This is a genomic window from Pseudomonas sp. MF7453 (genome assembly GCF_016405455.1).
GTDB lineage: Bacteria > Pseudomonadota > Gammaproteobacteria > Pseudomonadales > Pseudomonadaceae > Aquipseudomonas > Aquipseudomonas paralactis.
Map to the genome: position 1 here is coordinate 1 of NZ_JAEKCN010000033.1, position 20283 is coordinate 20283.

At 61.7% G+C, this 20283-nt stretch carries 15 protein-coding genes and 1 pseudogene; 5 read left to right on the top strand and 11 right to left on the bottom strand.

Annotated elements, in window-relative coordinates:
* Nucleotides 1-285 precede the first annotated feature (285 nt).
* Nucleotides 286-2178: a penicillin-binding protein 2 gene (gene mrdA / locus JFT63_RS28520; protein WP_198708562.1), complete on the top strand. Its 1893-nt coding sequence runs from the start codon at nucleotides 286-288 to the stop codon at nucleotides 2176-2178.
* 1 nt (nucleotide 2179) lies between these two features.
* Here mrdA and JFT63_RS28525 read toward each other — a convergent pair whose 3' ends face one another.
* The gene (locus tag JFT63_RS28525) at nucleotides 2180-2581 is read right to left on the bottom strand and encodes a GFA family protein (protein WP_198708563.1); all 402 of its coding nucleotides are present in this window, start codon (nucleotides 2579-2581) and stop codon (nucleotides 2180-2182) included.
* 99 nt (nucleotides 2582-2680) lie between these two features.
* Between JFT63_RS28525 and JFT63_RS28530 the strand changes: the two genes are divergently transcribed.
* Nucleotides 2681-3148: an SRPBCC family protein gene (locus tag JFT63_RS28530; protein ID WP_003190189.1), complete on the top strand. Its 468-nt coding sequence runs from the start codon at nucleotides 2681-2683 to the stop codon at nucleotides 3146-3148.
* Nucleotides 3149-3191: 43 nt separating this feature from the next.
* On the opposite strand, the pseudogene JFT63_RS28535 reads toward JFT63_RS28530, so the two are convergent.
* Nucleotides 3192-5096 (bottom strand): annotated as a pseudogene (locus tag JFT63_RS28535) (TonB-dependent receptor); the annotation flags it as partial.
* Between the two features lie 21 nt (nucleotides 5097-5117).
* Between JFT63_RS28535 and JFT63_RS28540 the strand changes: the two are divergent.
* From JFT63_RS28540 to JFT63_RS28550, 3 genes are all read left to right on the top strand, one after another.
* Nucleotides 5118-7475 (top strand): DNA polymerase II, encoded by a 2358-nt coding sequence (locus JFT63_RS28540; RefSeq protein WP_198708566.1) that lies wholly within the window; start codon nucleotides 5118-5120, stop codon nucleotides 7473-7475.
* Nucleotides 7476-7522: 47 nt separating this feature from the next.
* Entirely contained in the window at nucleotides 7523-8155 is a 633-nt protein-coding gene (locus tag JFT63_RS28545; RefSeq protein WP_057704374.1) for a glutathione S-transferase N-terminal domain-containing protein, read from the top strand.
* Nucleotides 8156-8307: 152 nt separating this feature from the next.
* The gene (locus JFT63_RS28550) at nucleotides 8308-8883 is read left to right on the top strand and encodes a DUF4174 domain-containing protein (RefSeq protein WP_057704373.1); all 576 of its coding nucleotides are present in this window, start codon (nucleotides 8308-8310) and stop codon (nucleotides 8881-8883) included.
* A 59-nt stretch (nucleotides 8884-8942) separates the two neighbouring features.
* Here the strand turns inward: JFT63_RS28550 and JFT63_RS28555 are convergent, their stop codons facing one another.
* From JFT63_RS28555 to JFT63_RS28595, 9 genes are read right to left on the bottom strand one after another with little or no spacing between them, the layout of a single operon-like run.
* The gene (locus JFT63_RS28555) at nucleotides 8943-10349 is read right to left on the bottom strand and encodes a lipid II flippase MurJ (RefSeq protein ID WP_057704372.1); all 1407 of its coding nucleotides are present in this window, start codon (nucleotides 10347-10349) and stop codon (nucleotides 8943-8945) included.
* Nucleotides 10349-11170, bottom strand: coding sequence for an acyltransferase (locus JFT63_RS28560; RefSeq protein ID WP_057704371.1), 822 nt, complete (start codon nucleotides 11168-11170; stop codon nucleotides 10349-10351). Before JFT63_RS28560 ends, JFT63_RS28555 begins: the two co-directional genes overlap by 1 nt.
* Complete coding sequence (locus JFT63_RS28565) at nucleotides 11167-12570, bottom strand: O-antigen ligase family protein (protein ID WP_198845250.1); 1404 nt, start codon at nucleotides 12568-12570, stop codon at nucleotides 11167-11169. The genes JFT63_RS28560 and JFT63_RS28565 overlap by 4 nt, the downstream gene beginning before the upstream one ends.
* A complete protein-coding gene (locus tag JFT63_RS28570) occupies nucleotides 12570-13673 on the bottom strand; it encodes a glycosyltransferase family 4 protein (RefSeq protein WP_198845251.1) in 1104 nt (367 codons plus the stop codon). Before JFT63_RS28570 ends, JFT63_RS28565 begins: the two co-directional genes overlap by 1 nt.
* Nucleotides 13664-14878 (bottom strand): glycosyltransferase family 4 protein, encoded by a 1215-nt coding sequence (locus tag JFT63_RS28575; protein WP_198845252.1) that lies wholly within the window; start codon nucleotides 14876-14878, stop codon nucleotides 13664-13666. The genes JFT63_RS28570 and JFT63_RS28575 overlap by 10 nt, the downstream gene beginning before the upstream one ends.
* 22 nt (nucleotides 14879-14900) lie before the next feature.
* Nucleotides 14901-16241 carry a beta-galactosidase gene (locus JFT63_RS28580; protein WP_057704367.1) on the bottom strand — a complete coding sequence of 447 codons (1341 nt, stop codon included), beginning with the start codon at nucleotides 16239-16241 and terminating at the stop codon, nucleotides 14901-14903.
* On the bottom strand, nucleotides 16238-17419 hold the full coding sequence (locus JFT63_RS28585) for a glycosyltransferase (RefSeq protein WP_198845253.1): 1182 nt from the start codon (nucleotides 17417-17419) through the stop codon (nucleotides 16238-16240). Before JFT63_RS28585 ends, JFT63_RS28580 begins: the two co-directional genes overlap by 4 nt.
* On the bottom strand, nucleotides 17419-19398 hold the full coding sequence (locus JFT63_RS28590) for a GumC family protein (protein ID WP_057704365.1): 1980 nt from the start codon (nucleotides 19396-19398) through the stop codon (nucleotides 17419-17421). The genes JFT63_RS28585 and JFT63_RS28590 overlap by 1 nt, the downstream gene beginning before the upstream one ends.
* Before the next feature lie 58 nt (nucleotides 19399-19456).
* A complete protein-coding gene (locus tag JFT63_RS28595; RefSeq protein ID WP_198845254.1) occupies nucleotides 19457-20278 on the bottom strand; it encodes a polysaccharide biosynthesis/export family protein in 822 nt (273 codons plus the stop codon).
* Nucleotides 20279-20283 lie beyond the last annotated feature (5 nt).

The following is a 20283-nucleotide window of genomic DNA, read 5'->3' on the forward strand; positions in this document are numbered from 1 at the left end:
TGAAACGATGCATCGCCGATGGTAGTGTGGGGTTTCCCCATGTGAGAGTAGGTCATCGTCAAGATTAAATTCCGAAACCCCTGTTTGCTAACGCAAACAGGGGTTTTGTTTTGGGCGGTCGAAAAGCTGGCAACCTCTGGCACTCTCGCCTAAATCGGCGTGCCGCTGGGGAAATCAATGCAAAGTGTTTCTGCATTTTTTTGGTATGGTGCAGCACATTTTCATAAGGACTGATCGTTACCCGCAGGAGGCGGCGTCGCCATTTTCCAACGAGATGCTGTAGAAATGCCTGAACCGATACCTATCAAAGATCATGAAAAAGAAAACCGCCTGGTCAACAAGCGCTTGCTGGCCTGTGCGCTATTAGTGGTAGGCATCACCTGTGCCCTGGTGGGGCGTATGTATTTTCTGCAAGTGGTGCAGTACGACTACCACTCCACTATCTCGGAAAACAACCGGGTCCATGTATTGCCTATCACGCCGACTCGCGGCTTGATCTATGACCGTAACGGCGTGGTCCTGGCTGATAACCGTCCGAGCTACAACCTGACTATTACTCGTGAACGCACCACCGATCTCAAGGGTGAGCTGGACGCAATCGTCAGTCTGCTGCATTTGCCTGCCGAAGACCGTGCCATGTTCGATAAGGCACTCAAGCAGGCTCGTCACCCGTTTGTTCCGGTCACGTTGTTCTACGAGCTGAACGAAGAACAGATCGCCGTTTTGGCCGTCAACGAGTTCCGTTTACCAGGGGTGGACGTCGAGCCGCAATTTGTACGCCACTATCCGCTGGGTGCGCACTTTGCCCACTCCATTGGCTACGTCGGCCGCATCAATGAAAAAGAATCCAAGACCCTTGATTCCGTGGAGTACCGCGGTACCCAATCCATCGGCAAAACCGGGATTGAGCGTTTTTACGAGGCCGAGCTGCACGGCCATGTCGGTTATGAGGAGGTTGAGACCAATGCCCAGGGCCGCGTATTGCGCGTGCTCAAGCACACCGATCCGATCCCCGGCAAAAATATCGTCCTGAGCCTCGACGTCAAGCTCCAGGAAGCCGCCGAAGAGGCCCTGGGCGACCGGCGCGGTTCGGTCGTGGCTCTGGACCCGCAAACCGGCGAAGTGCTGGCCATGGTCAGCAAACCGAGTTTCGATCCGAACCTGTTCGTCACCGGTATCAGCTTCAAGGAATACGCCGCGCTGCACGATTCGATTGATCGGCCGCTGTTCAACCGCGTGCTACGTGGGCTCTATGCGCCTGGCTCAACCATCAAGCCGGAAGTGGCCATCGCCGGTCTCGACAGTGGCGTTGTGACCCCCCAAACCCGTGTGTTCGACCCTGGCTATTACCAGCTGCCGGACTTTGACCACAAATACCGCAACTGGAACCACAGTGGCGACGGTTGGGTGGACATGGACGCCGCCATCATGCGTTCCAACGACACGTACTTCTACGACCTGGCCCACAAGCTGGGCATCGATCGCCTGCATGACTACCTCGCCGAGTTCGGCCTCGGTCAGAAAGTATCCCTGGACATGTTCGAAGAGTCCGCGGGGCTCATGCCCTCTCAGGCCTGGAAGCGTGCGACCCGTCGCCAACCCTGGTTCCCAGGCGAAACCGTGATCCTCGGCATCGGCCAGGGCTATATGCAAGTGACGCCGCTGCAACTGGCCCAAGCCACCGCATTGATCGCCAACAAAGGCATATGGAACCGTCCGCACCTGGCCAAGACCATCAATGGCGTGCCTCCCGTGGACGAGAACCCCATGCCTAACGTGGTGCTAAAAGATCCGCGTGACTGGGAGCAGGTCAACCACGGTATGCAACTGGTGATGCACGACCCACGCGGTATCGCCCGGGCGGCAGCGCAAGGTGCCCAATACCGCATCGCCGGCAAGAGTGGTACCGCCCAGGTGGTGGCGATCAAGCAGGGTGAGCGCTACAACCGTAACAAGACGTTGGAGCGTCATCGCGATAACGCCTTGTTCGTCGGTTTTGCGCCGGCCGAACATCCGAAGATCGTGATTTCCGTCATGATCGAAAACGGTGAGGCCGGTGGTCGTGTGGCCGGGCCGGTTGTGCGGCAGATCATGGATGCCTGGTTACTTGACCAGGAAGGTCATCTCAAGCCGCAGTATGCGACACCTGCCAAAGCGCCAGGTGACCCACGCGTCTGACTCAGACCTGCCACTCGACCCAGCGCTCTACGCCGTCATAGGCCAGCCACGGCACCTCATGGGCCATCCAGATATGCGAGGTGGGCCTGACGCCGGGATCATCGTCCAGCGTCGCCACCCGCACGATCACGTGGGGCTGATGCCCCCGTTCGGCAATCAGATGTGAGCCGCAGCGCGAGCAGAAGCGTCGGAGTTTCCCCGGCGAGGATTCAAAGGATGCCAAAAGCTCTTCACCGTGCGTCCAGCGAAAATGCTCGCGCATCACCCCGGCAGTGGCAACAAACGCAGCTGCGTGTGCCTTGCGACAGCTGTCGCAATGGCAGTGGCTGATGGGCATGTCCAGGCTGTCCACCTGATAGCGCACGGCTTTGCACAAGCAACTTCCATTCAATGGGTCAGTCATAACCTATGGCCAGGTCAAGGAGGGGGTCATCATCATCGCGCACAACGCAAGGTTGCGCATTGGTCGATGTCGCCTACTGTTCAAAGAAGGAGGTGACTCATGCACGTATTAGATCGAATCGAACGCAAAGTCCTGCTCAATGCATCGCGTAAACAGGTTTGGGAGGCTCTCACGGATGCCGAGCAATTTGGCAGCTGGTTCGGTATCGCGCTCAAGGGCAAAACCTTTGTAGCCGGGCAAACTATCGAAGCGCCAATTACTTACCCAGGCTACGAACATGTAGTCTGGAAGGCCAGGATCGAACGCGTCCTGCCGCAAACGCTGTTCTCTTTCTGGTGGCATCCCTTCGCGGTAGAGGAAGGCGTCGACTACGACAACGAAACACCGACCCTGGTGGAGTTCACCATCGAGGATCGCGCCCCAGGTATCCTGCTGCGGGTTGTCGAATCCGGTTTCGACCAGGTTCCCGAGGCGCGGCGCCAGAAGGCGTTCAAGATGAACTCCCGTGGTTGGGATGAGCAGATGGGCAATATCGAAACCTATCTGAGCGAAACCCGACCAGTATGATGGTGGGCAAGGGGGGAGATCAGCCCCCCAACGTAATCACGTTCTAGAAATCAATCGACGCCGACAACTTCGCCACTCGCGGATCCCTCTGGCTCAGGAACCCGCCCTGGGCCGACTCCCAGTATTTCTGGTTGGCGACGTTCTCTACCGTGGCACCCAATGTCACCTCGCGCTTGTCCACGGCGAAGGTGTAGCGCGCACCCAAGTCGAAGCGGTTCCAGGCCGGCAGACTCAGGTTGTTGGCCGCGTCGGCGTACTGCCCGCCGGTGCGCAGCATACGCCCGCTGAGGCTTACGCCTTGCAGGCCGGGCACATCCCAATCCACCCCGGCGTTGAGCTGGAATGACGGTACGCCAATGGCACGGTTGCCGTCGTTGGCGCCGTTGAGGGTGCCCTTGAGTTCGGTTTTCATCAGGGTCACCCCGCCCAGCAAGCGCAGGCCGCTGAGCGGTTCGCCGAATACGTTGAGCTCGACGCCCTTGTTGATCTGTTGGCCTTCCCGTACGTAGCGGGCGGTGGTGGCGTCGATGGCCTCGGCATAGCCCGCACCAGGCTGCTCGATACGGTAAACACCCAAGGTCGCGCCGTAGGTGCCCATGTCCACTTTGACACCGGCTTCGATTTGCTTGGACCGGGCAGGCGCATAAGCTTGCCCGCCACCGATGACCGTCAGGTTGCCTGATTTGAGCGGCGACGTCGGGCCCTGAGCCAGGCCTTCAATGCGGTTGGCATACAGAGATACGTGCTCCCACGGTTTGAACACAATGCCGTAGACCGGTGTGGTGATCGATTCGTCATAGTTGGCGGTGCGGGTACCGCTCATGTAGTTGTAACTCTGCACCACCATCTGCTGGCGACGTGCACCAACGGTCACCAACAGACGGTCATCGAAGAACCCCAAGGTGTCGGATACCGCGACGCTGCGCACGAATGTCTTGTCGGTGATAGTAGGATTGCTGAAGTCGGTGCCTGGGGTATTGCGTGGGCTGTTGAGGGCCGGCGGCGCGCCGGTCACGGGGTGATAGATATTGGTCGGGGTCTTAGCGCTGGCGAAGACATAGGCGTTGCGCGCCTCGGTCCAGATGCCTGCCAGGCCGGAGTTGAGCCGATGGCTCACCGGGCCGGTCTGGAAATTGCCATTGAGGCCACCCATGGCGCTGGTATTGTTTTCTTCATGGGCGATAGTTGAGCCGCTGGCGCTGGCATTGCCCAGATTATCGCTCAAGGTCACCGACGAGTAGCGTCCCATTTCACGGCTGTGTTTGGCACCGGCTGCCGCGTAGGCGGTCCAGTTTTCATTCAGGTCATATTCGGCGCGCAGCATCCCCAACGTGTCTTCAAGGTTGGTACTGCTCCAGCTTGGCGCGTAGTTGGTGCCTGTCGACGGCGCATCCGGTACCTGGGTGATGGTGCCAAGGAACACCGAGTTACGCCCACCGTTGATACGCTGCTTCTGATACACAAAATCACCGGACAGCCGCAACGCATCGCCGCGGTAATCAAGGCCGACGGCAAACAGCTTCGAACGCTGGTTTTCATCATCAATCCCGGTATCGCCTTCGCGCTGGGACAGGTTGACCCGTGCGCCAAACCGGTTGTCTTCGCCGAAGCGCTGGCCAATATCCAGGTGCTCGCCAATCCGGCCATCACTGCTGATGTCGGTGCTGAAACGACGCAGCGGCACATCATCGGCGCGCTTGGGTTGCAGGTTCACACCGCCACCAATACCCGAACCGGTGGGAGTGATTCCATTGATGAAAGCATTGGGACCCTTGAACACTTCCACTCGCTCCAGGGCATCGGTGGAGATGATCTGGCGAGGCAGGACGCCGTACAAACCGTTATAGGAAATGTCGTCGCCATTCAGCGGCAAGCCACGGATCGCGCTCCGCGTGCGCGTTAACCTGCCGCGTTTGTACGGATGCCGAGTAGAATCACGCCCTGAAAGCGATTCCTGAGGTGCGGTACGGTGGATTTACAGCAGGGTTTTGTCCTGACCCGGCATTGGCGCGATACCCCGGCGGGCACGGAGGTCAGTTTCTGGCTGGCCACCGACCATGGGCCTCGGTGTATTCGCCTACCCGTGCAAACTTCGGTGATGTTCATTCCCGAGGTCCATCGAAAGCCGCTTGATTGGCTGCTCAAGGGCGAGCGCGATCTGGAGTTGCGTGCGCTGCAACTGTGCGACTTCCACCATCGCCCGGTCCTGGGCCTCTACGCCCGCCAGCACCGCCAGTTGATGGACATCGAAAAGCGCCTGCGCAGCGCCGGGGTGGATGTCTACGAAGGCGACGTACGACCGCCCGAGCGCTACATGATGGAACGCTTTATCACCGCCCCGGTGTGGTTCGGCGGCACGGCGGATGCCGGCGGCGCTTTGCTTGACGCGCAGATGAAGCCCGCGCCCGACTACCGCCCGCGATTGAAATTGGTGTCGCTGGACATCGAGACCACCGCCCAGGGTGATCTGTATTCCATCGCTCTCGAAGGCTGCGGCGAGCGCCAGGTGTACATGCTCGGCCCGCCAAATAAAACCGACGCCGTGGACTTCAAGCTCGACTATTGCGACACCCGCGCACAATTGCTCGAACGCCTCAACCAATGGCTGGCCACCTTTGATCCCGACGCGATCATCGGCTGGAATGTGGTGCAGTTCGACCTGCGCGTCCTGCATGAACACGCCCAGCGCCTGAACGTGCCGCTGTTGCTGGGGCGTGGCGGTGAAGCCATGACCTGGCGCGAGCACGGCAGCCGCAATCATTACTTCGCAGCGGCGGCGGGGCGCTTGATCATTGATGGGATCGAAGCGCTGCGCTCAGCGACCTGGAGCTTTGAATCCTTCAGCCTGGAAAACGTCGCGCAAACCCTGCTCGGCGAAGGCAAGGACATCTCCACCCCATACCAGCGCATGGATGAGATTAACCGCATGTTCGCCGAGGACAAGCCCGCCCTGGCGCGCTACAACCTCAAGGACTGCGAACTGGTCACGCGGATTTTCGAAAAGACCGAGCTACTCAAATTCCTGCTCGAACGCGCCAGCGTCACCGGTTTGCCGGCCGACCGTAACGGCGGCTCGGTGGCCGCCTTCACCCACCTGTACATGCCGTTGATGCACCGCCAGGGTTTCGTCGCGCCGAACCTGGGCGACAAACCGCCCCAGGCCAGCCCTGGCGGGTTTGTCATGGACTCCCGCCCGGGCCTCTACGAATCGGTGCTGGTGCTGGACTACAAAAGCCTTTACCCGTCGATCATCCGCAGTTTCCTGATCGACCCGGTGGGCTTGATCGAAGGCCTCAAGCATCCCGACGACAGCGACTCGGTAGAGGGCTTTCGCGGCGCGCGTTTCTCCCGCACCCGGCACTGCCTGCCGTCCATCGTCACGCGCGTATCCGAAGGCCGTGAAGAGGCCAAGCGCGAGCACAATGCGCCGCTGTCCCAAGCCCTGAAAATCATCATGAATGCCTTCTACGGCGTGCTCGGCTCCAGTGGCTGCCGGTTCTTCGATACGCGGTTGGCATCGTCAATCACCCTGCGTGGGCACCAGATCATGCGCCAGACCCGCGAGCTGGTGGAGGCCCAGGGCTACGAAGTGATCTACGGCGACACCGACTCCACCTTCGTCTGGCTCGGCAGCGCCCATTCCCCGCAGGACGCCAATCGTATCGGCCTGGCGCTGGTGCAGCACGTCAACGACTGGTGGCGCACGCACCTGAGCACTGAATACGGCCTGCAAAGTGCACTGGAGCTGCAATACGAAACCCACTTCAGCCGCTTCCTGATGCCGACCATCCGTGGCGCGGAGGAGGGCAGCAAGAAGCGCTACGCCGGTTTGGTCGTACGCGACGATGGCAGCGAAGAGATGATCTACAAGGGCCTGGAAACCGTGCGCAGCGACTGGTCGCCCCTGGCCCGGCAATTTCAGCAGGAACTCTACCAGCGCATCTTCCATCGTCAGCCCCATCAGGACTACATACGCGATTACGTGCGCCGTACCCTGAGCGGCGAATTCGACGAGTTGCTGATCTACCGCAAGCGCCTGCGCCGGCCCTTGCACGACTACGAACGCAACGTGCCGCCCCATGTACGCGCGGCACGCCTGGCGGACGAATACAACGACCGCCTGGGGCGCCCGCGCCAGTACCAGCGCGGTGGCTGGATCAGCTATGTGATCAGCGTCAATGGCCCCGAACCCCTGGAAGTGCGGCAAGCGCCCATCGACTACGACCACTACGTGACTCGCCAACTGCAGCCCGTTGCAGACGCCATACTGCCATTCGTCAATGATGATTTCGGCACCCTGGTGGGCGGGCAGATGGGGCTATTCTAGGTTCTGGACCACTGTCCCTATCGCCCATCGCTCAGGAGGAAACGCCCATGTACACACTTTATGGCACCGACGAATCCGGTTCCTGCATGATCGAAATCGCGCTGCAGCGCTGCGCAGTGCCATGGCATCGCGTGGACGCCAGTTCCTGGCAGGACGGCGAGGGCAGCGACGCCCTTGCACGTATCAATCCACTCAAGCAGATCCCCACCCTGGTCACCCCCAATGGCCAGGTACTGACCGAAAGCGCCGCGATCCTGATCCACCTGGGCCTGGAGTATCCCAAGGCCCAGTTACTGGCCGGCGATCGTGCGCAGATCCTGCGCGGCTTGTTGTACATCGCCGCCAATTGCTATTCGGCGATCGGCATCATCGACTACCCGCAACGCTGGTTGGGGAATGCCGATGAAGCGCAGCAAGCGCAACTGGTCAGCGGCACACGGCGCTACCTGCACCAGGCTTGGGTCGTGTTTGCCGATCAGTTTGCCGGCCAGCTGTTTACCCCGAGCAACGCGCCGAATGCACTGGGCATCATGGCGGCGGCAGTGTCGCGTTGGGATGAGGCGCGCGAGGTGCTCGGCAACCTGGCGCCGGGCTTTGCGCAGAGCCTGGAGCAGGTAGACGCTGACCCTGTCGTGGCCCCCGTATTTGCCCGGCATTGGCCGCAGTGGAAGGTCTCGTAACCGGAAGAAACAATGGCCAGGCGACTGTCCAAGCCCTTGCGTAGCGGGCGTCCTGACCTACTCTTCTCAAAGTGATGTAGGAATCATCCTTGAATTTGACTGTCGCAGACATGAAACTCAAGAACCCTGCATGGAATTCAAAGGAGGTGCGCATGCTCATCCGGTCGCTGACCCTGGCTACCTTGATGGCTTTTACGGGGCCGTTGTTGGCCGCTGATGATATCAACCCGCTCAAGCAAGACCTGGGCAAGGCCCGGCCGCTGGTCGTGGTGGAGCTGGACTCCGGCAACGACACCTTGGCGACCGTCAAGAAGCAGTTGGACGAGCCGGCCACCAAACAGTCCTTTGAAGAACGCAGCATGGTGTTCTACACCGTGAAGTTCGGCAGCATCGGCGCCGAAGGGGAGAAGTTCGCCAAGGACCCCAAGGACAACAAGAAGCTCACGCCACCGGAAACCAACGCGCTGATCCGTGCCCTCAAACTTGGAGCGGGCAGCGGCACCAAGGTGATTCTGATCGGCAAGGATGGCGATAAAAAACTGGAGAAAACCGTACCGCCGGATACCCTCGATCTGAAGGAGTTTTTCAGCGCCATTGACCAGATGCCGATGGCCGAGAAAGAAGCGGCGGCGCCGGTTGCGCCAGAACCTGTACCTGCTCCGGGCAAGAACGCTCCCAAAGCGGGTAAGGCAGCCAAACCGGCGGCGCCGCAAACGCTGGATGACTGAGTCTGTGCAGGAGCTGGCTTACCAGCTCCTGCGCAGGCCGTTGCGGCGCGGGCTCCAGTTCACTGTTTCCACGGTTTGAACCATCCAGCCAACCCTCCCAATACCAGGGCCGCCGTCACGGTACTCAAGCCCAGTTGCCAGCCGTCGTTTTGCAATGGGTGCAAGATAACGGCTGCAAAGCCCAGTGATACCGCACTCAGCCCCCATTGCAGCGGCCAGCCCAGTTGGCCAAGCAATTGCTGGCGTTGCATCAGCAGCAGGTTGGTGACGATAACCCCGCCCAGCGCCGCCAGGGCGATACCGGGCAAACCCAAAAAGTACGGCAGCAGCACCAGCAGCAAAGCGTTGACCCCGCTGCCCAGCAGTTCGCAGCGCAAGGGCAGGCGCGTGTCGCCGCTGGCATAGGCGTAGCGGGCGAGCATGGCGTTCCAGGCGCCGAACACCAAGGGCGTTGCGAACCAGGCCAGCAGCGCGGGCAATGGGCCGTCGGCGCTTTGGGTGGGCATCAGCAGATGAATCAGTACCGGGCTGGCGCCGATCAGGCCGAGGGCGGCGGGCAGGCTGAGCAGGGTCGCCGCATCCAGGCCCCGACGCAGCAGGGCCAGGCGTTGCTGGCCTTGTTCGCCGCTCATCATGCCCAGCAGGACCTGGTTAAGGCTCATCAGCGCGATCAATGGCAGGTTGATCAACTTGCGGGCGAGGTTGACCCAAGTGACGGCGCCTTCCCCCAGATAACTGGCGATCAAACGTTCGAGCAGCGCCAGACCCTGGCTGGCGACATTGCTGGCCAACAACGGCCCGATGCGCCCCAGCAGTTCGCGGCCCGCCAGCTTGTCGCCAGTGACTTGCCATGGCCGCCAGCCGAACGACCACACCGGCGCCAGCAGCGGCAGGCACATCAAGACACTGCCGGCAAAAAAGCTCATGGCCAGCTCGCCGCTGTCGCTTGCGCTGCCACGGATGAAAAGGTACAGCACCGGCGGCAGGTTAAAAAGCAAAGAGCCCAGCCCTGGCAGCACAAAACGTTGACGTGCCTGCAAGGGAATACTGAACAACCCATGCATCACCAGGCCCGGCGCGCAGGCCGCCAGCCAGCGCAAGTTGGCCGCGGCTTCGGCATGGGCCGCAGCGTCCAGGCCAGGGCCGATCAGGCGCACCCACAGCGGCGCGCCCAGTGCCAGGATGGCAAACAGGGCCAGGCCCACCCCCAGCAGGCGTGGGGACAAGCTGGCCAGCCAGGCTTGCTGGCGTTGTGGGTCGCGTTGTTGATACAGGGGCAGGGCCGCCGCCGCGAGCAACCCGGCGGCCAGGGTCATGCGCAACGCTTCGGGCAGAAACACCGCCACCAGAAACCCGTCGCTGCGACTGCCCGCGCCCCAGGCCGCTACCAACAACCATTCGCGGGCAAAACCGGCGACCAGCCCGGCAAGCGTCGCTACGGTCAGCCACAGTGTGCTGCCGAACATCAGTGGAACAGGGTGAACAAGCCTTTGCCACCCACCTTATAGTTCAGATCATGGCAACGCTCGCCCATGATTTTGGCCCCGGAACCGCCAATGATTTTGTAGGGGGCTACTGCCTTGGCCACCACGGTATTGGCGCTGATCACCGAACCATGGCCCAGGTGCGTGCCGTAGCCGATCAACGCTCGGCTGCCGATCCACACGTAGTCGTCGATGTAGATTGGCCCGGAAATCGACCAGAACTCCGGCGCCTGCAAATCATGACTGCCGGCAATGATCAGCACATGGGAGGCAATCGCCACGTGGTTGCCGATCACCAGCCCGGCGCGGGCATCCACCTGGCAATGCCAGCCGATCACCGTATCGTCACCGACTCTCAAATTGTGGATGCCCAACACTTCGGTGTTGCGCCACAAGCTGGAGCCTTTACCGATCTTCGCGCCGCCCAGGCGCAGCCAGGCGATGCGCACATGGTGGCTGGGGATCTTGTTGATCAGAATGTTGTAGGCCATGTCCCAGGCGTTGCGCCAGCGATCCTTGATCGTTGCCCAGTTTTTGCCGTAGCGCGGCAACAGTTGGCCCGGCAGGTCCTGTTTCATACGACGGAACAAAAGGCGGGCCACCGGCTGCTCAAGGACAGGTTCCAGGTCAATGGAATTTATCCAGAAACGCTTGTTGTCTCCTTCGCCCTCTTCAAACACCACGTCGTTGGCCAGGCACCAGTCCAGCGCCGCTTCCAGGTCCGGCAGGCTCACGCCTATTTCAGCGGCCAGTGTGGGGAGGCGGTCGCGCAAATCGGTGGAGTGAATCATCCGGTGCTTCATGGTTGGTTATCCTTTGGCGCAATAGCAGCAAGAGGGGCGGTAATGGAAGGGCGCAGACGCACCTGTTGCAGGCTCATGCCCATCAACAGCCAGAACAGCGCGATCAGTACAAAGGTGAAGCTGAAATAGTGGTCGAAGATCCCGGTCAGCAGCGCCGCCATCACGCCGCAGATGCACCCCAGCCACAGGGCGTTGTCGGCGGTGACCTTGCGCACCTGGCCCAGGGGCCGCACTTCGCGCCACCACAACAGGGTGACGGTGATAAACAGCAGCATCCCCGGAATGCCGACCTTGTAGATGAAGTTCAGCCACAAGTTGGAGATGCCCAACAGGTTGGTGCCGGGCACCGGCGGGTCGATCTTGAAGCCGATCCCCAGGGGGTACGTCGACATCGCTTCGGGGAATCTTGCGTACTCATCGAAGCGGATTTCGGTACTGGCGTTGGTGGACGAGAAGATGGTCAGCAAGCGCTCCTGCAACGGTGGATAGAACATCACCAGCGCAACCCCAAATGCCACGCCGATCCCGATGATGCGCCCGCTGTTGGGCACGCGCTTGTAGGTCAGCCAGATCAGCACCAGCGCCAGGGCCACGATGGCGCCACGGGAAATACTCAGCAGCAGGCCGGCACAACCCAGCACCGCCACCGCCAGGCCCAGCGCCCGCCGCCAGCCGCTGCGGGTCCAGCCGTAGAACAGCGCCAGGGGGATAAACAGCACCAGCACGCCACCGGTCAGGTTGGGGTGTACCCAGGGCGAGGCCATACGCGTGTAGTTGGCGGAGAAAATATCCTTCACCGCTTCGGGGTGGGCGTACTTAAGGTCGGTAAGCACCTGGATCATCGACATCGCATTGCGCGTCTTCAGGAACATGAAGATCGACAGCAGCAGCATTGCCAGGTTGCCCAGCAGCAGGGCGACCACCACCTTGTCGCGGTCGGCGTCGGTGCGCAGCAGCAACGGCACGATAAACAGCAACGACAGGTTCATCAGCCAGCGTACCCAGTTCACCGGCCCGTTGCCTTCGGCATGGATGATGACCATGCCCCAGATAAACGGAATAGCGCTGAACAGCATCAGCCACATCAGCGCGCGCTCGGTCGGACGCCACAGGATCAAGCCGCGGGTCTTGCCGATAAACGACTGCCAGAACACCCCGACCCAGGTCAGGCCCAACACCGCTTCGCTGATGGTGGTGCGGATCCCCAGCTCCAGCGTGGTGTAGGGAATGCTGGTGGCCAACACCGCGAAAATCAGCAAGCCCCACAGGGGAAAGCGGATCAGGGTCAAGGCCACAGCTGCGCCGGCCACGACCAGCAAGGCTTTGATCGGCGACAGGGCCAGCAGCAAAATGCCGAAGACCAGACCCAGGAGCAGGCTGATGAATTTTCCTGGCAGCATTAGCGGTCCAATTCCTTGAGCAAAGTATCCAGGCGCGAGCGATAGGCCGGTTCGGCAAATTGCCGGGCCCAGGCGCGCTGCGTTTCGGCGTCTGCCGGGGTCTTCGCGGCAGCCAGTTGTTGCATGACGGTCTGCAATTGCCTGGCGTCGTGCGGGTCGAAGCGCGGGGCGTCGGGAGGCGCGACTTCGTCCAGGGCGGAACCGCGTGCCACCGCCACTGGGGTGCCGACACTCAAGGCTTCCACCACCGGCAGCCCAAAGCCCTCGGCAAAAGACGGCTGCCACAGGCAGGCGGCATGACGGTAGAGGGCTTGCAGTTGGCCGTCGGATAAACCGCTGCCCCAATGCAGGCCCGGCAGTTCGCCAAGGCCTGGCGGCACATCGCTGGCGTGGCCTACCAGCACCAGGTCCGGTACCTCAGGGTTCGCCGCACGGCAGGCCTGCCATTGGCGCAGGAAAAACACCATGTTCTTGCGCGGCTCCCGTGTGCCCACCACCAGCCAGTAACGCGCCGGCAGGTTGTCTGGCAGGGGCTCTGGCGCGGCATTCAATTCTGGCACCAGGTTGCTCAATACCCGGAACTTGGCCCGCGCCCAGGGGAATACGCGGGCGGCTTCGTTGCAAGAAAACTGCGAAGGGCACCACACTCGGTCAGCCTGCCACACCGACCAGGCAATCGAGGCGCCGTCGATCAAGCGATAGGCCAGGGCCTTGAGCCGGGAGCGATGGAAGTTACGCTGAGTCAGCTGAAACAGGTCATGCAGCACCAGGACATAGCGGGTGCCGGCGGGTTTGCGGCACAGTGGCAAGCCCATATTGGCCGTGGCGATGTGCAGGTCGATCTGCTGCTCGTGCAAGGCTCTGGGCAAAAACTTGCGCTCAAATCGAAAGCGCACCTGCGGCCGCTGCAGGCCATCGAGCGGGCTGGCCCAGGGTGGGCAAGTGGCGGTCGTGCGTTGCAGGTGGTCCAGGGGCGCTTCAGTGAACAGCACCACCTCGGTGTTGCCTCGTGCGCGCAGGGCATCTTCCAGCGCCAGGACCTGGCGGGCGATGCCCGACGAGGGCGCAACCGTTGCGGGGCGATAGTCCAGGGCTACGCGCATGGCTGAGACTCCTTGGAAGTGAGCAAGGTGTGGTAGATGTGCTCCAGTTCGTCACCGGCCACCGCCCAGTCGTGATAGTGCCGCGCATAGTCGCGTGCTGCATCGGCCAGTTGCCGGGCCAGCGGCGGTTCATCCAGCAGGCGCACGATGGCGTCGGCCAGGGCCTCGGCGCTTTCTCCCGCCAGGTAATGCGCCTGTGGTTGCACCGCCAACCCGGAAACTCCCTGGGCCGTGCTGACCAGCGGCAAGCCGGCGGCCATCGCCTCCAATACCTTGAGCTTGGAGCCGCCGCCATGGCGCAACGCGGCGACAAAACCGGTGCAGCGCCGTTGCAGGTCGCACAGATCGGGAACAAACCCCAGCCACTCGACACGTTCATCCGGCCAGCGGTCGCGCCAGTGTTCGGGCAAGCCGTAACCGGCCACCGCCAGGCGCGCGGTCGGGCACCGCAGCCAGACTCGGGGGAAGATTTCTTCAAGCAGCCACTGCACGGCGTCCAGGTTGGGGGCGTATTCGTAGTTGCCGACGAACAACAGACGCTGGCTTAGCGCATCGGCACTGACCTGGGCGAAGGCACGGCTGTCGACCCCATTGACCACCACGCTCACCGGCGTTGCAGACAACGGTCGCATGGCCTGGGCATCGGCCTCGGTCACCGCGATCACATGGGCGGCGGTATCGAACGCCTTGCGCTCCCATTGCCGGCAGCGCCATTGGTCATACTGCACAAAAGGCGCGGCCCACTTGGGAAAACGGTCATAAGTGGCGCCGCCCAGGCTCGACTCCAGGTTGTGCTCGGTCAGCACAAACGCGCGCTGGCGTTGCTGCAAGGTGCGCAGAAACGGTTGCAGGCTGTAGCTGTGTTCCACCTGAATCACGTCCCAGTGTTCGTTCAACAGTTGCGCAAATTGGGCCTGCAACGGTGCCGACAGGCCATTGACCGTGGTCAACAGCGGCCAGGGTGCGAATACGCCCGCGAGCAGAGTCATCGGGTGTTTCAGTGGCCGGCGCGGCACCACGATCAGGCGTTCGAGCAACGGTTCAAGGGCGGCGTACACCGCGTCATCGGCCGGTGTCTTCGATTGCGCCAGCAGCGTGATGCGATGTCCGCGTTCACTCAAGGTGCGCAGCAAATGGTACTGGCGGGTCTTGCCGCCGCTGGTGGTTGGCCACGGCAGGTAGGGCACAATCCATAGGATTCTCATGTACAGCTCTCCATACCCGGGGCTACCACACCAGTATCTGCAAACTCGGCTTCACCGCTGGGCGAATACCGTTGTCGTCGCTCAGGGTTTGCCGGGCTCCGGTCAGCGGGTCCAGCAGTTCTGCGCGCTTGATGTTCGGCAGGCTGATGGTGTTGCCTTTGGCACTCCAATACATCAGCAGGTGTTTTCCGTCAGAGCGGGTCCAGGCCACGCTGTAGAAACTGTCCGGCACATCCTCAAGCTGCGGCGTGGTGCCGGGTTTAAGGGAGGGGCCGGTGATGTCCAGGAAGCGGGCGAGGGCGGTGTACACCGGCTTCGGTTCGCCGTCCAGGTTCAGCAGGCCGTAGTGCTGGTCGCGTGGCGAGGCGCGTTGGTCGAGGTCGGACAGCGCGAACAGGAAAATCTTCTGATAGTCCTGGGACGCCATCAACGCCAGGCGGCGCAAGGTGTAGTCGGCCTGCCCGTCGATACCGATCAGGTCCTGCATTTCCTTGGGGCCGGCGTAGCTGGACCAGCCCCACTCGGTGGCCCATACGTTCTTGATCCCGGCGCCGTGCAGCATTGAGTTGAGTTGATCACCGCGCAGCAGCACTTCGTTCTTGCCCGGCTCATCGGTTTCCGGGGTCATCGAATAAGGGTGATAGGCCGCGACCATGCCCAGGTTTTGCACACCCAGCGCGCCGAGTGCTTCGAACATCAGGGTTTTGCCACGCGGCGGCATTTGGCTGTAGTACGCCATGCCGCCCATGACCTGCAGTTTGCCGGGCGCGGCAAGGTTCAGGGCCTGGTGACTGGCCAATAACAATTGCCCGTACTCCTTGGCGTCGACTTTGGGGCGCCAGTTGTTCGGCAGGTTCTGCTCGTTCCACACCTGCCAGGCATCAATATTGGGGTAGCGCTTGGCCAGGAGTGCCAGGCGCAGCGCGTAGATTTCGGGGTCCCGCGGGCGATACTGGTCCTGGAACTTCGCGCCCTTGGGGGCGGTGGTGATAAAGGGCGCCGAGCCCACCAGGTAAAACACCGAGCGAATTTTTTCAGCGGTCAGGGTGCGCTCCAGTTCATCGAAGGTGCTGAGCTGATAACCGTCTTCTTCGGGCTCCAGGCGATCCCAGTGCAGGTCGACCCGCACCCATTGCAACCCAAGCTTCTTGTATTGCTTGATCTGCTGGCGGTACTGCTCGGGCGTGAACCACAGAAAGTGCGCGTTCACGCCAAGGAAGTCCTTCCAGACCACGCCGCGCTCCGGGGCCAGGTTCACCGGCTGCGCATCGACTTTTTCACTCGACAGCAGAGCGCCACCGACGGCGATTGCCAGCACCAGCGGCAGATAGCGCCACATCGGGCGAACAGATGAAATACTCATCGCAACGGCTCCTCACAAGCATCCCGAAATAATTCGGCAAAACGTTGGGCCGTACTGGCCCACTGGCGTTGGTGGCCGATTTCCCCGGCCCGTGCAGCCCATTGCCGGGCCTGTTGCGGGTCGAGAATCAAGCGGTTCAAGGCGCTGCTCAAGGAATCGATGTCGCCCTGCTGATAGGTGATGCCATTGCCGCCGGCCACCTCTTCAGCAAAGGCACGGGCATTGGAGGTGATCACCCCGCGCCCGCAAGCATTGGCCCACGACAGCGCGCCGCTGGTGCCCCGCATCTGTCCCAGGAAACCGAGTTTTTTCGACTCGCGGTAGGGCAGCACCATCACATGGTGGGCCTGGATCGTCGCGGCGATCTGCGCCGAAGGCAGGTCCAGCTGCCAGTCCACCACATCCTCCAGGTGCAGCGCGCTGATCTGCTGGCGCAGGCCGTCGAGGTAGTTGCCGGCCGGGTCGAAGGTCATTTCCGGGGCGGTGCCGCCGGCCAGGGTCAGGCGCACCTGGCCTCGGCATTGCGGGTGCGCAGCCAGTGACTGGGCAAGGGCCTGGAGCAGGTCCTCAATGCCCTTGCCGCGATAGATAAAACCGAAATACAGCAGACGCAGCGGCGCAAGCGGCGGCATGTCCTGGGGGGCGATGGGCAGGTTGCCGTGGGCAATCACCGCCACTTGTTGCGGGCGCAGGCCCATGCGTTGGCGCAGGCAGTCGCCGCCCAGGCGGGTGAGGGTGATCAGCCGGCGCATGCCTTTGGCCAGGCGCCGTTCTTCGTGCAAGGTCAACGGGTCGGCCAGCAGCGCTGCCGCCTGGGGCAGCGGGTGGGGCAGGCGTTCGAGCAGGGTCAAGGGGAAAAACAGCTTGGCCCGGCGCCAGATCAAGCGTTCCGGGTCATGCACGGTGGCGGTCAGCGGCAGTTGCGGTTGCGCTCGACGCAGGTAGTTGAGCGCCTGGAATTCACCGAAGCGCCCACCCCCCAGTTCGGCATGGACCAGGTCCACACTGCGCCAGTCAAAGGCTTGCAAGCGTTGCAACTGTTCAGCCAGGTCCTGGCAGCCCGCGAGGGGGGTCACTACCTCAAGGCCCAGTTCGATCAGCGCGTTGCGCAAATGCGCGGCGTAATCGGCGATCCCGGTCTGTTCCGGCGGCAGGGGAGCCAGCAATGCAATACGCATCAGGCCGCACCGCGCCAGCTGTTGATTCGCGCCAGGACCTTGGCCGGTACTTCGAAGCGGCGGCGGTTGAGGATCATGCCGTCGACTTTGCCGAAGGCGGTGGTCAGCAGCGACACCGCGTTTTCGATGGTCGGTACGGTGCTGGTGCGAGCTTCGATCACCAGCACGATCTGGTCGGCACGGCGCAGCGTCAAGAAGGCCTGCGGGTTGGACGACAAGGCCGAGGCGTCCAGCAACAGCACTTCACCCGCCGTGGGCGCGTTTACCCCATCGACCGAGACGCGATGGCCACGCTCTTCCAGCAGGCGCTTGAGCTGCTCGATGATAAACGTCACGCCCTCGCCATGCCGCGCCGAGGTCAGGCCCAGGGCAAAGCCTTCACTGGCGATGCGCTCCAGGGGCAGCAGGCTGTACAGGCGATAGAGGCTGGCGGTGACGGCGGCCGGCGTGGCGTCTTGCACATCGGGGATGCTGCTCCACAGCGGCACCTGGAACATCTCCTGCAATCGTGTGCCGTCGTGGATGCGCTGGTCCAGCAGGTACAGGACATAGATGGTCAAAAAGCCCACGGCCACGCCGGCGGGAATGGCGAACAGCAGAATCAGCAGGCTCTTGGGAAACACACGTGACGGGTTCAGGGTGGCGTGTTCGATCAGGGCGATGTTGCTGATCTGGCTGTTGTCCAGTTCGTGATCGATACGCGCCTGTTCCAGATTGTCCGAGTACAAGGCGTAGCTTTTTTCGGCGGCGCGCAGTTGCTGGCTCAGCTTGTTGAGTTCCGGCTCATCGGTCATCGCCTTGTCACGCTGGTCGCGCAGCTCGGCCAGGGTCTTGTCGTAGTTCTCGATTTCGCCGGCCAGTTTGCGCTCTTGCAATTGGGCGTCGATCACTTGCTGTTTGACGTTGATCACCAGGCTGTTGGGCGCGGTGTTTTGCGAGCGTTCCAGGCGCGTCGCTTCCTGAGCGCTGAGCGCTTCCAGGTCGCGGATGTTCTGCTCGATCTGATTGACCTGCGGTGTGCCGGGCAGGTAGGTGCGCAACAGGCGTGCGCGTTCCACTTGCAGCGTATTGAGCTGGCGCTTGAGATCCAGTTGAGTGGGGTTGAGGCTGGTTTCGCGCATCGTCACCACATCTGCCGGCTGGCTCTTGATCTGCTGGCTGGCGTTGGCCAGGAGGCTGCGAATCCCCGAGATCTGGTTCTGGGCGCTGACCTTGGCATCGGTGACACGGTCGATCTGGCTGGTGAGGTTTTTCAGGCGCGCATCGACGCTGATCGAATCGATCTGCTTCAAGCGGCCTTGCAGCTGGTCCTTCAAGCTTTGGATATTTTCCGCCACCTTGGCGCGTTCGGTTTCATAAAAGGTATGCAGGCTCTTGCGCCCAAGAATCCGGGCACGCTCTTCAAGGTAGGCATTGACCCATTCCTCGACGATTTTTTGCGCCACCGCCGGGTCGTCCCAGGTGAAGGAAATCTCGATCACCGAAGAGCCTGGCTCGTGGCCGGCTTTGAAGTTCTTCTCCAACGAGGTCGCCAGGCGTTCCAGCGGGCTTTGTTTCTCGGCAAGGCCCACAGCTTGCAGCACACTGCGTATGCCATTGATGACTTCGCCAAGGCCCTTCTTGATGTAGAACTTGGTGACCTTCCAGAAGCCTTGCGGCGGTTCGGAGGTCATCGCCATATAGCGCTCGGCGACGATATGCACGATGGGCCGGCCGGTGAGCATTTTTTCTTCGTCGACAATCGGGTCGTGCTGGGTACTCGGGGCAATCAGCGTCTGGCGGTTGGCGGCTTCGATCGGCAAGGTGGTGTTGTCCCGCCCCGGCTTGACCAGCAAGCGCGCGTCGGACTCGTAGCGAGCCGGCAGCAGGAAGGCACCCAGCACCGCGACGACGATCGTGGTGATCACTGCCAGTTTGAATTCGCGGCGGTAGATGAAAAACAGCCGCAGCAGGTCGCGAAGAGAGCGGATTTCGATCACAGGATCACTCCATGGATGGGGAGGTGAAAGCTTCTATTTGGGGGAATGGCGTGATCATTCATTGCTTGAAACATGTGCCACCCCGGCAATCGTAGGAGTTGCCGCTATTTTTTACGTCACTCTGGTTCAGGTCGTAGTTCAAGCCAATGCCAATCCCTTTGCTAACCGGAAACAGCTTGGTGAAATACATATCCACAGCCTCCACCGTCGCCCCGATGCCCGACTGCGGCACAAAGATCAAGTCGCCGCGCTGCAGGGCCACCCGCGGGTGATTGGGGTTGGTCAACATGCTCTCCAGGCTGATGAAGTACGTCCTGTACTTGCCATCCGGCCCGGTGCGCAGCAAGGCTACGTTGGAGGCATCCGCCGAGGGCAATACACCACCGGAACTGAGCAGCGCCTGCTCGACGCTGACGTTGCCGGCCAGCTCGAAAAACGCCGGGTTGGACACCGCACCGCCGATAAACACCTTGTTGCTCGGCGCGCTGGCGATGTTCACCGTCACCGCAGGTTCGCGGTAGATGCGTTTGTACTTCTCGGTGATTTCCTTGCCCAGGTCTTCGGGCGTGCGCAAGGCAGCCTTGACCCGGCCAATATTGGGCAGCGAGATCACACCGTCGGGGCGCACCACGAACACGGTCATGTCATCGGCCGCCGACGGCTCCTGGGCATCGCGCACGATACGCAGCGAGTCGCCGCTCTGGATCAGCACCTGCGGCGGTGGCAGGTCGGCCAGGGTCAGCGCCGCTTGATGGCCGGCCTTGAGCGTATTGTTGTCAGGAAGCGGTACCCGTGCGGGGGTCGAGCAACCCGCCAGCCAGATTGAGGCACTCAAGAGGCTGAGCAGGGTAAGACGGGAACGTCGGTTGATAGTCTTCATGACGG

Bases quoted from the DNA above. Each gene is read 5' to 3' on its own strand.
- mrdA (WP_198708562.1), top strand. From the start codon at position 286: ATGCCTGAACCGATACCTATCAAAGATCATGAAAAAGAAAACCGCCTG.
- JFT63_RS28525 (WP_198708563.1), bottom strand. From the start codon at position 2,581: ATGACTGACCCATTGAATGGAAGTTGCTTGTGCAAAGCCGTGCGCTAT.
- JFT63_RS28530 (WP_003190189.1), top strand. From the start codon at position 2,681: ATGCACGTATTAGATCGAATCGAACGCAAAGTCCTGCTCAATGCATCG.
- JFT63_RS28545 (WP_057704374.1), top strand. From the start codon at position 7,523: ATGTACACACTTTATGGCACCGACGAATCCGGTTCCTGCATGATCGAA.
- JFT63_RS28550 (WP_057704373.1), top strand. From the start codon at position 8,308: ATGCTCATCCGGTCGCTGACCCTGGCTACCTTGATGGCTTTTACGGGG.
- JFT63_RS28555 (WP_057704372.1), bottom strand. From the start codon at position 10,349: ATGTTCGGCAGCACACTGTGGCTGACCGTAGCGACGCTTGCCGGGCTG.
- JFT63_RS28560 (WP_057704371.1), bottom strand. From the start codon at position 11,170: ATGAAGCACCGGATGATTCACTCCACCGATTTGCGCGACCGCCTCCCC.
- JFT63_RS28565 (WP_198845250.1), bottom strand. From the start codon at position 12,570: ATGCTGCCAGGAAAATTCATCAGCCTGCTCCTGGGTCTGGTCTTCGGC.
- JFT63_RS28570 (WP_198845251.1), bottom strand. From the start codon at position 13,673: ATGCGCGTAGCCCTGGACTATCGCCCCGCAACGGTTGCGCCCTCGTCG.
- JFT63_RS28575 (WP_198845252.1), bottom strand. From the start codon at position 14,878: ATGAGAATCCTATGGATTGTGCCCTACCTGCCGTGGCCAACCACCAGC.
- JFT63_RS28580 (WP_057704367.1), bottom strand. From the start codon at position 16,241: ATGAGTATTTCATCTGTTCGCCCGATGTGGCGCTATCTGCCGCTGGTG.
- JFT63_RS28585 (WP_198845253.1), bottom strand. From the start codon at position 17,419: ATGCGTATTGCATTGCTGGCTCCCCTGCCGCCGGAACAGACCGGGATC.
- JFT63_RS28595 (WP_198845254.1), bottom strand. From the start codon at position 20,278: ATGAAGACTATCAACCGACGTTCCCGTCTTACCCTGCTCAGCCTCTTG.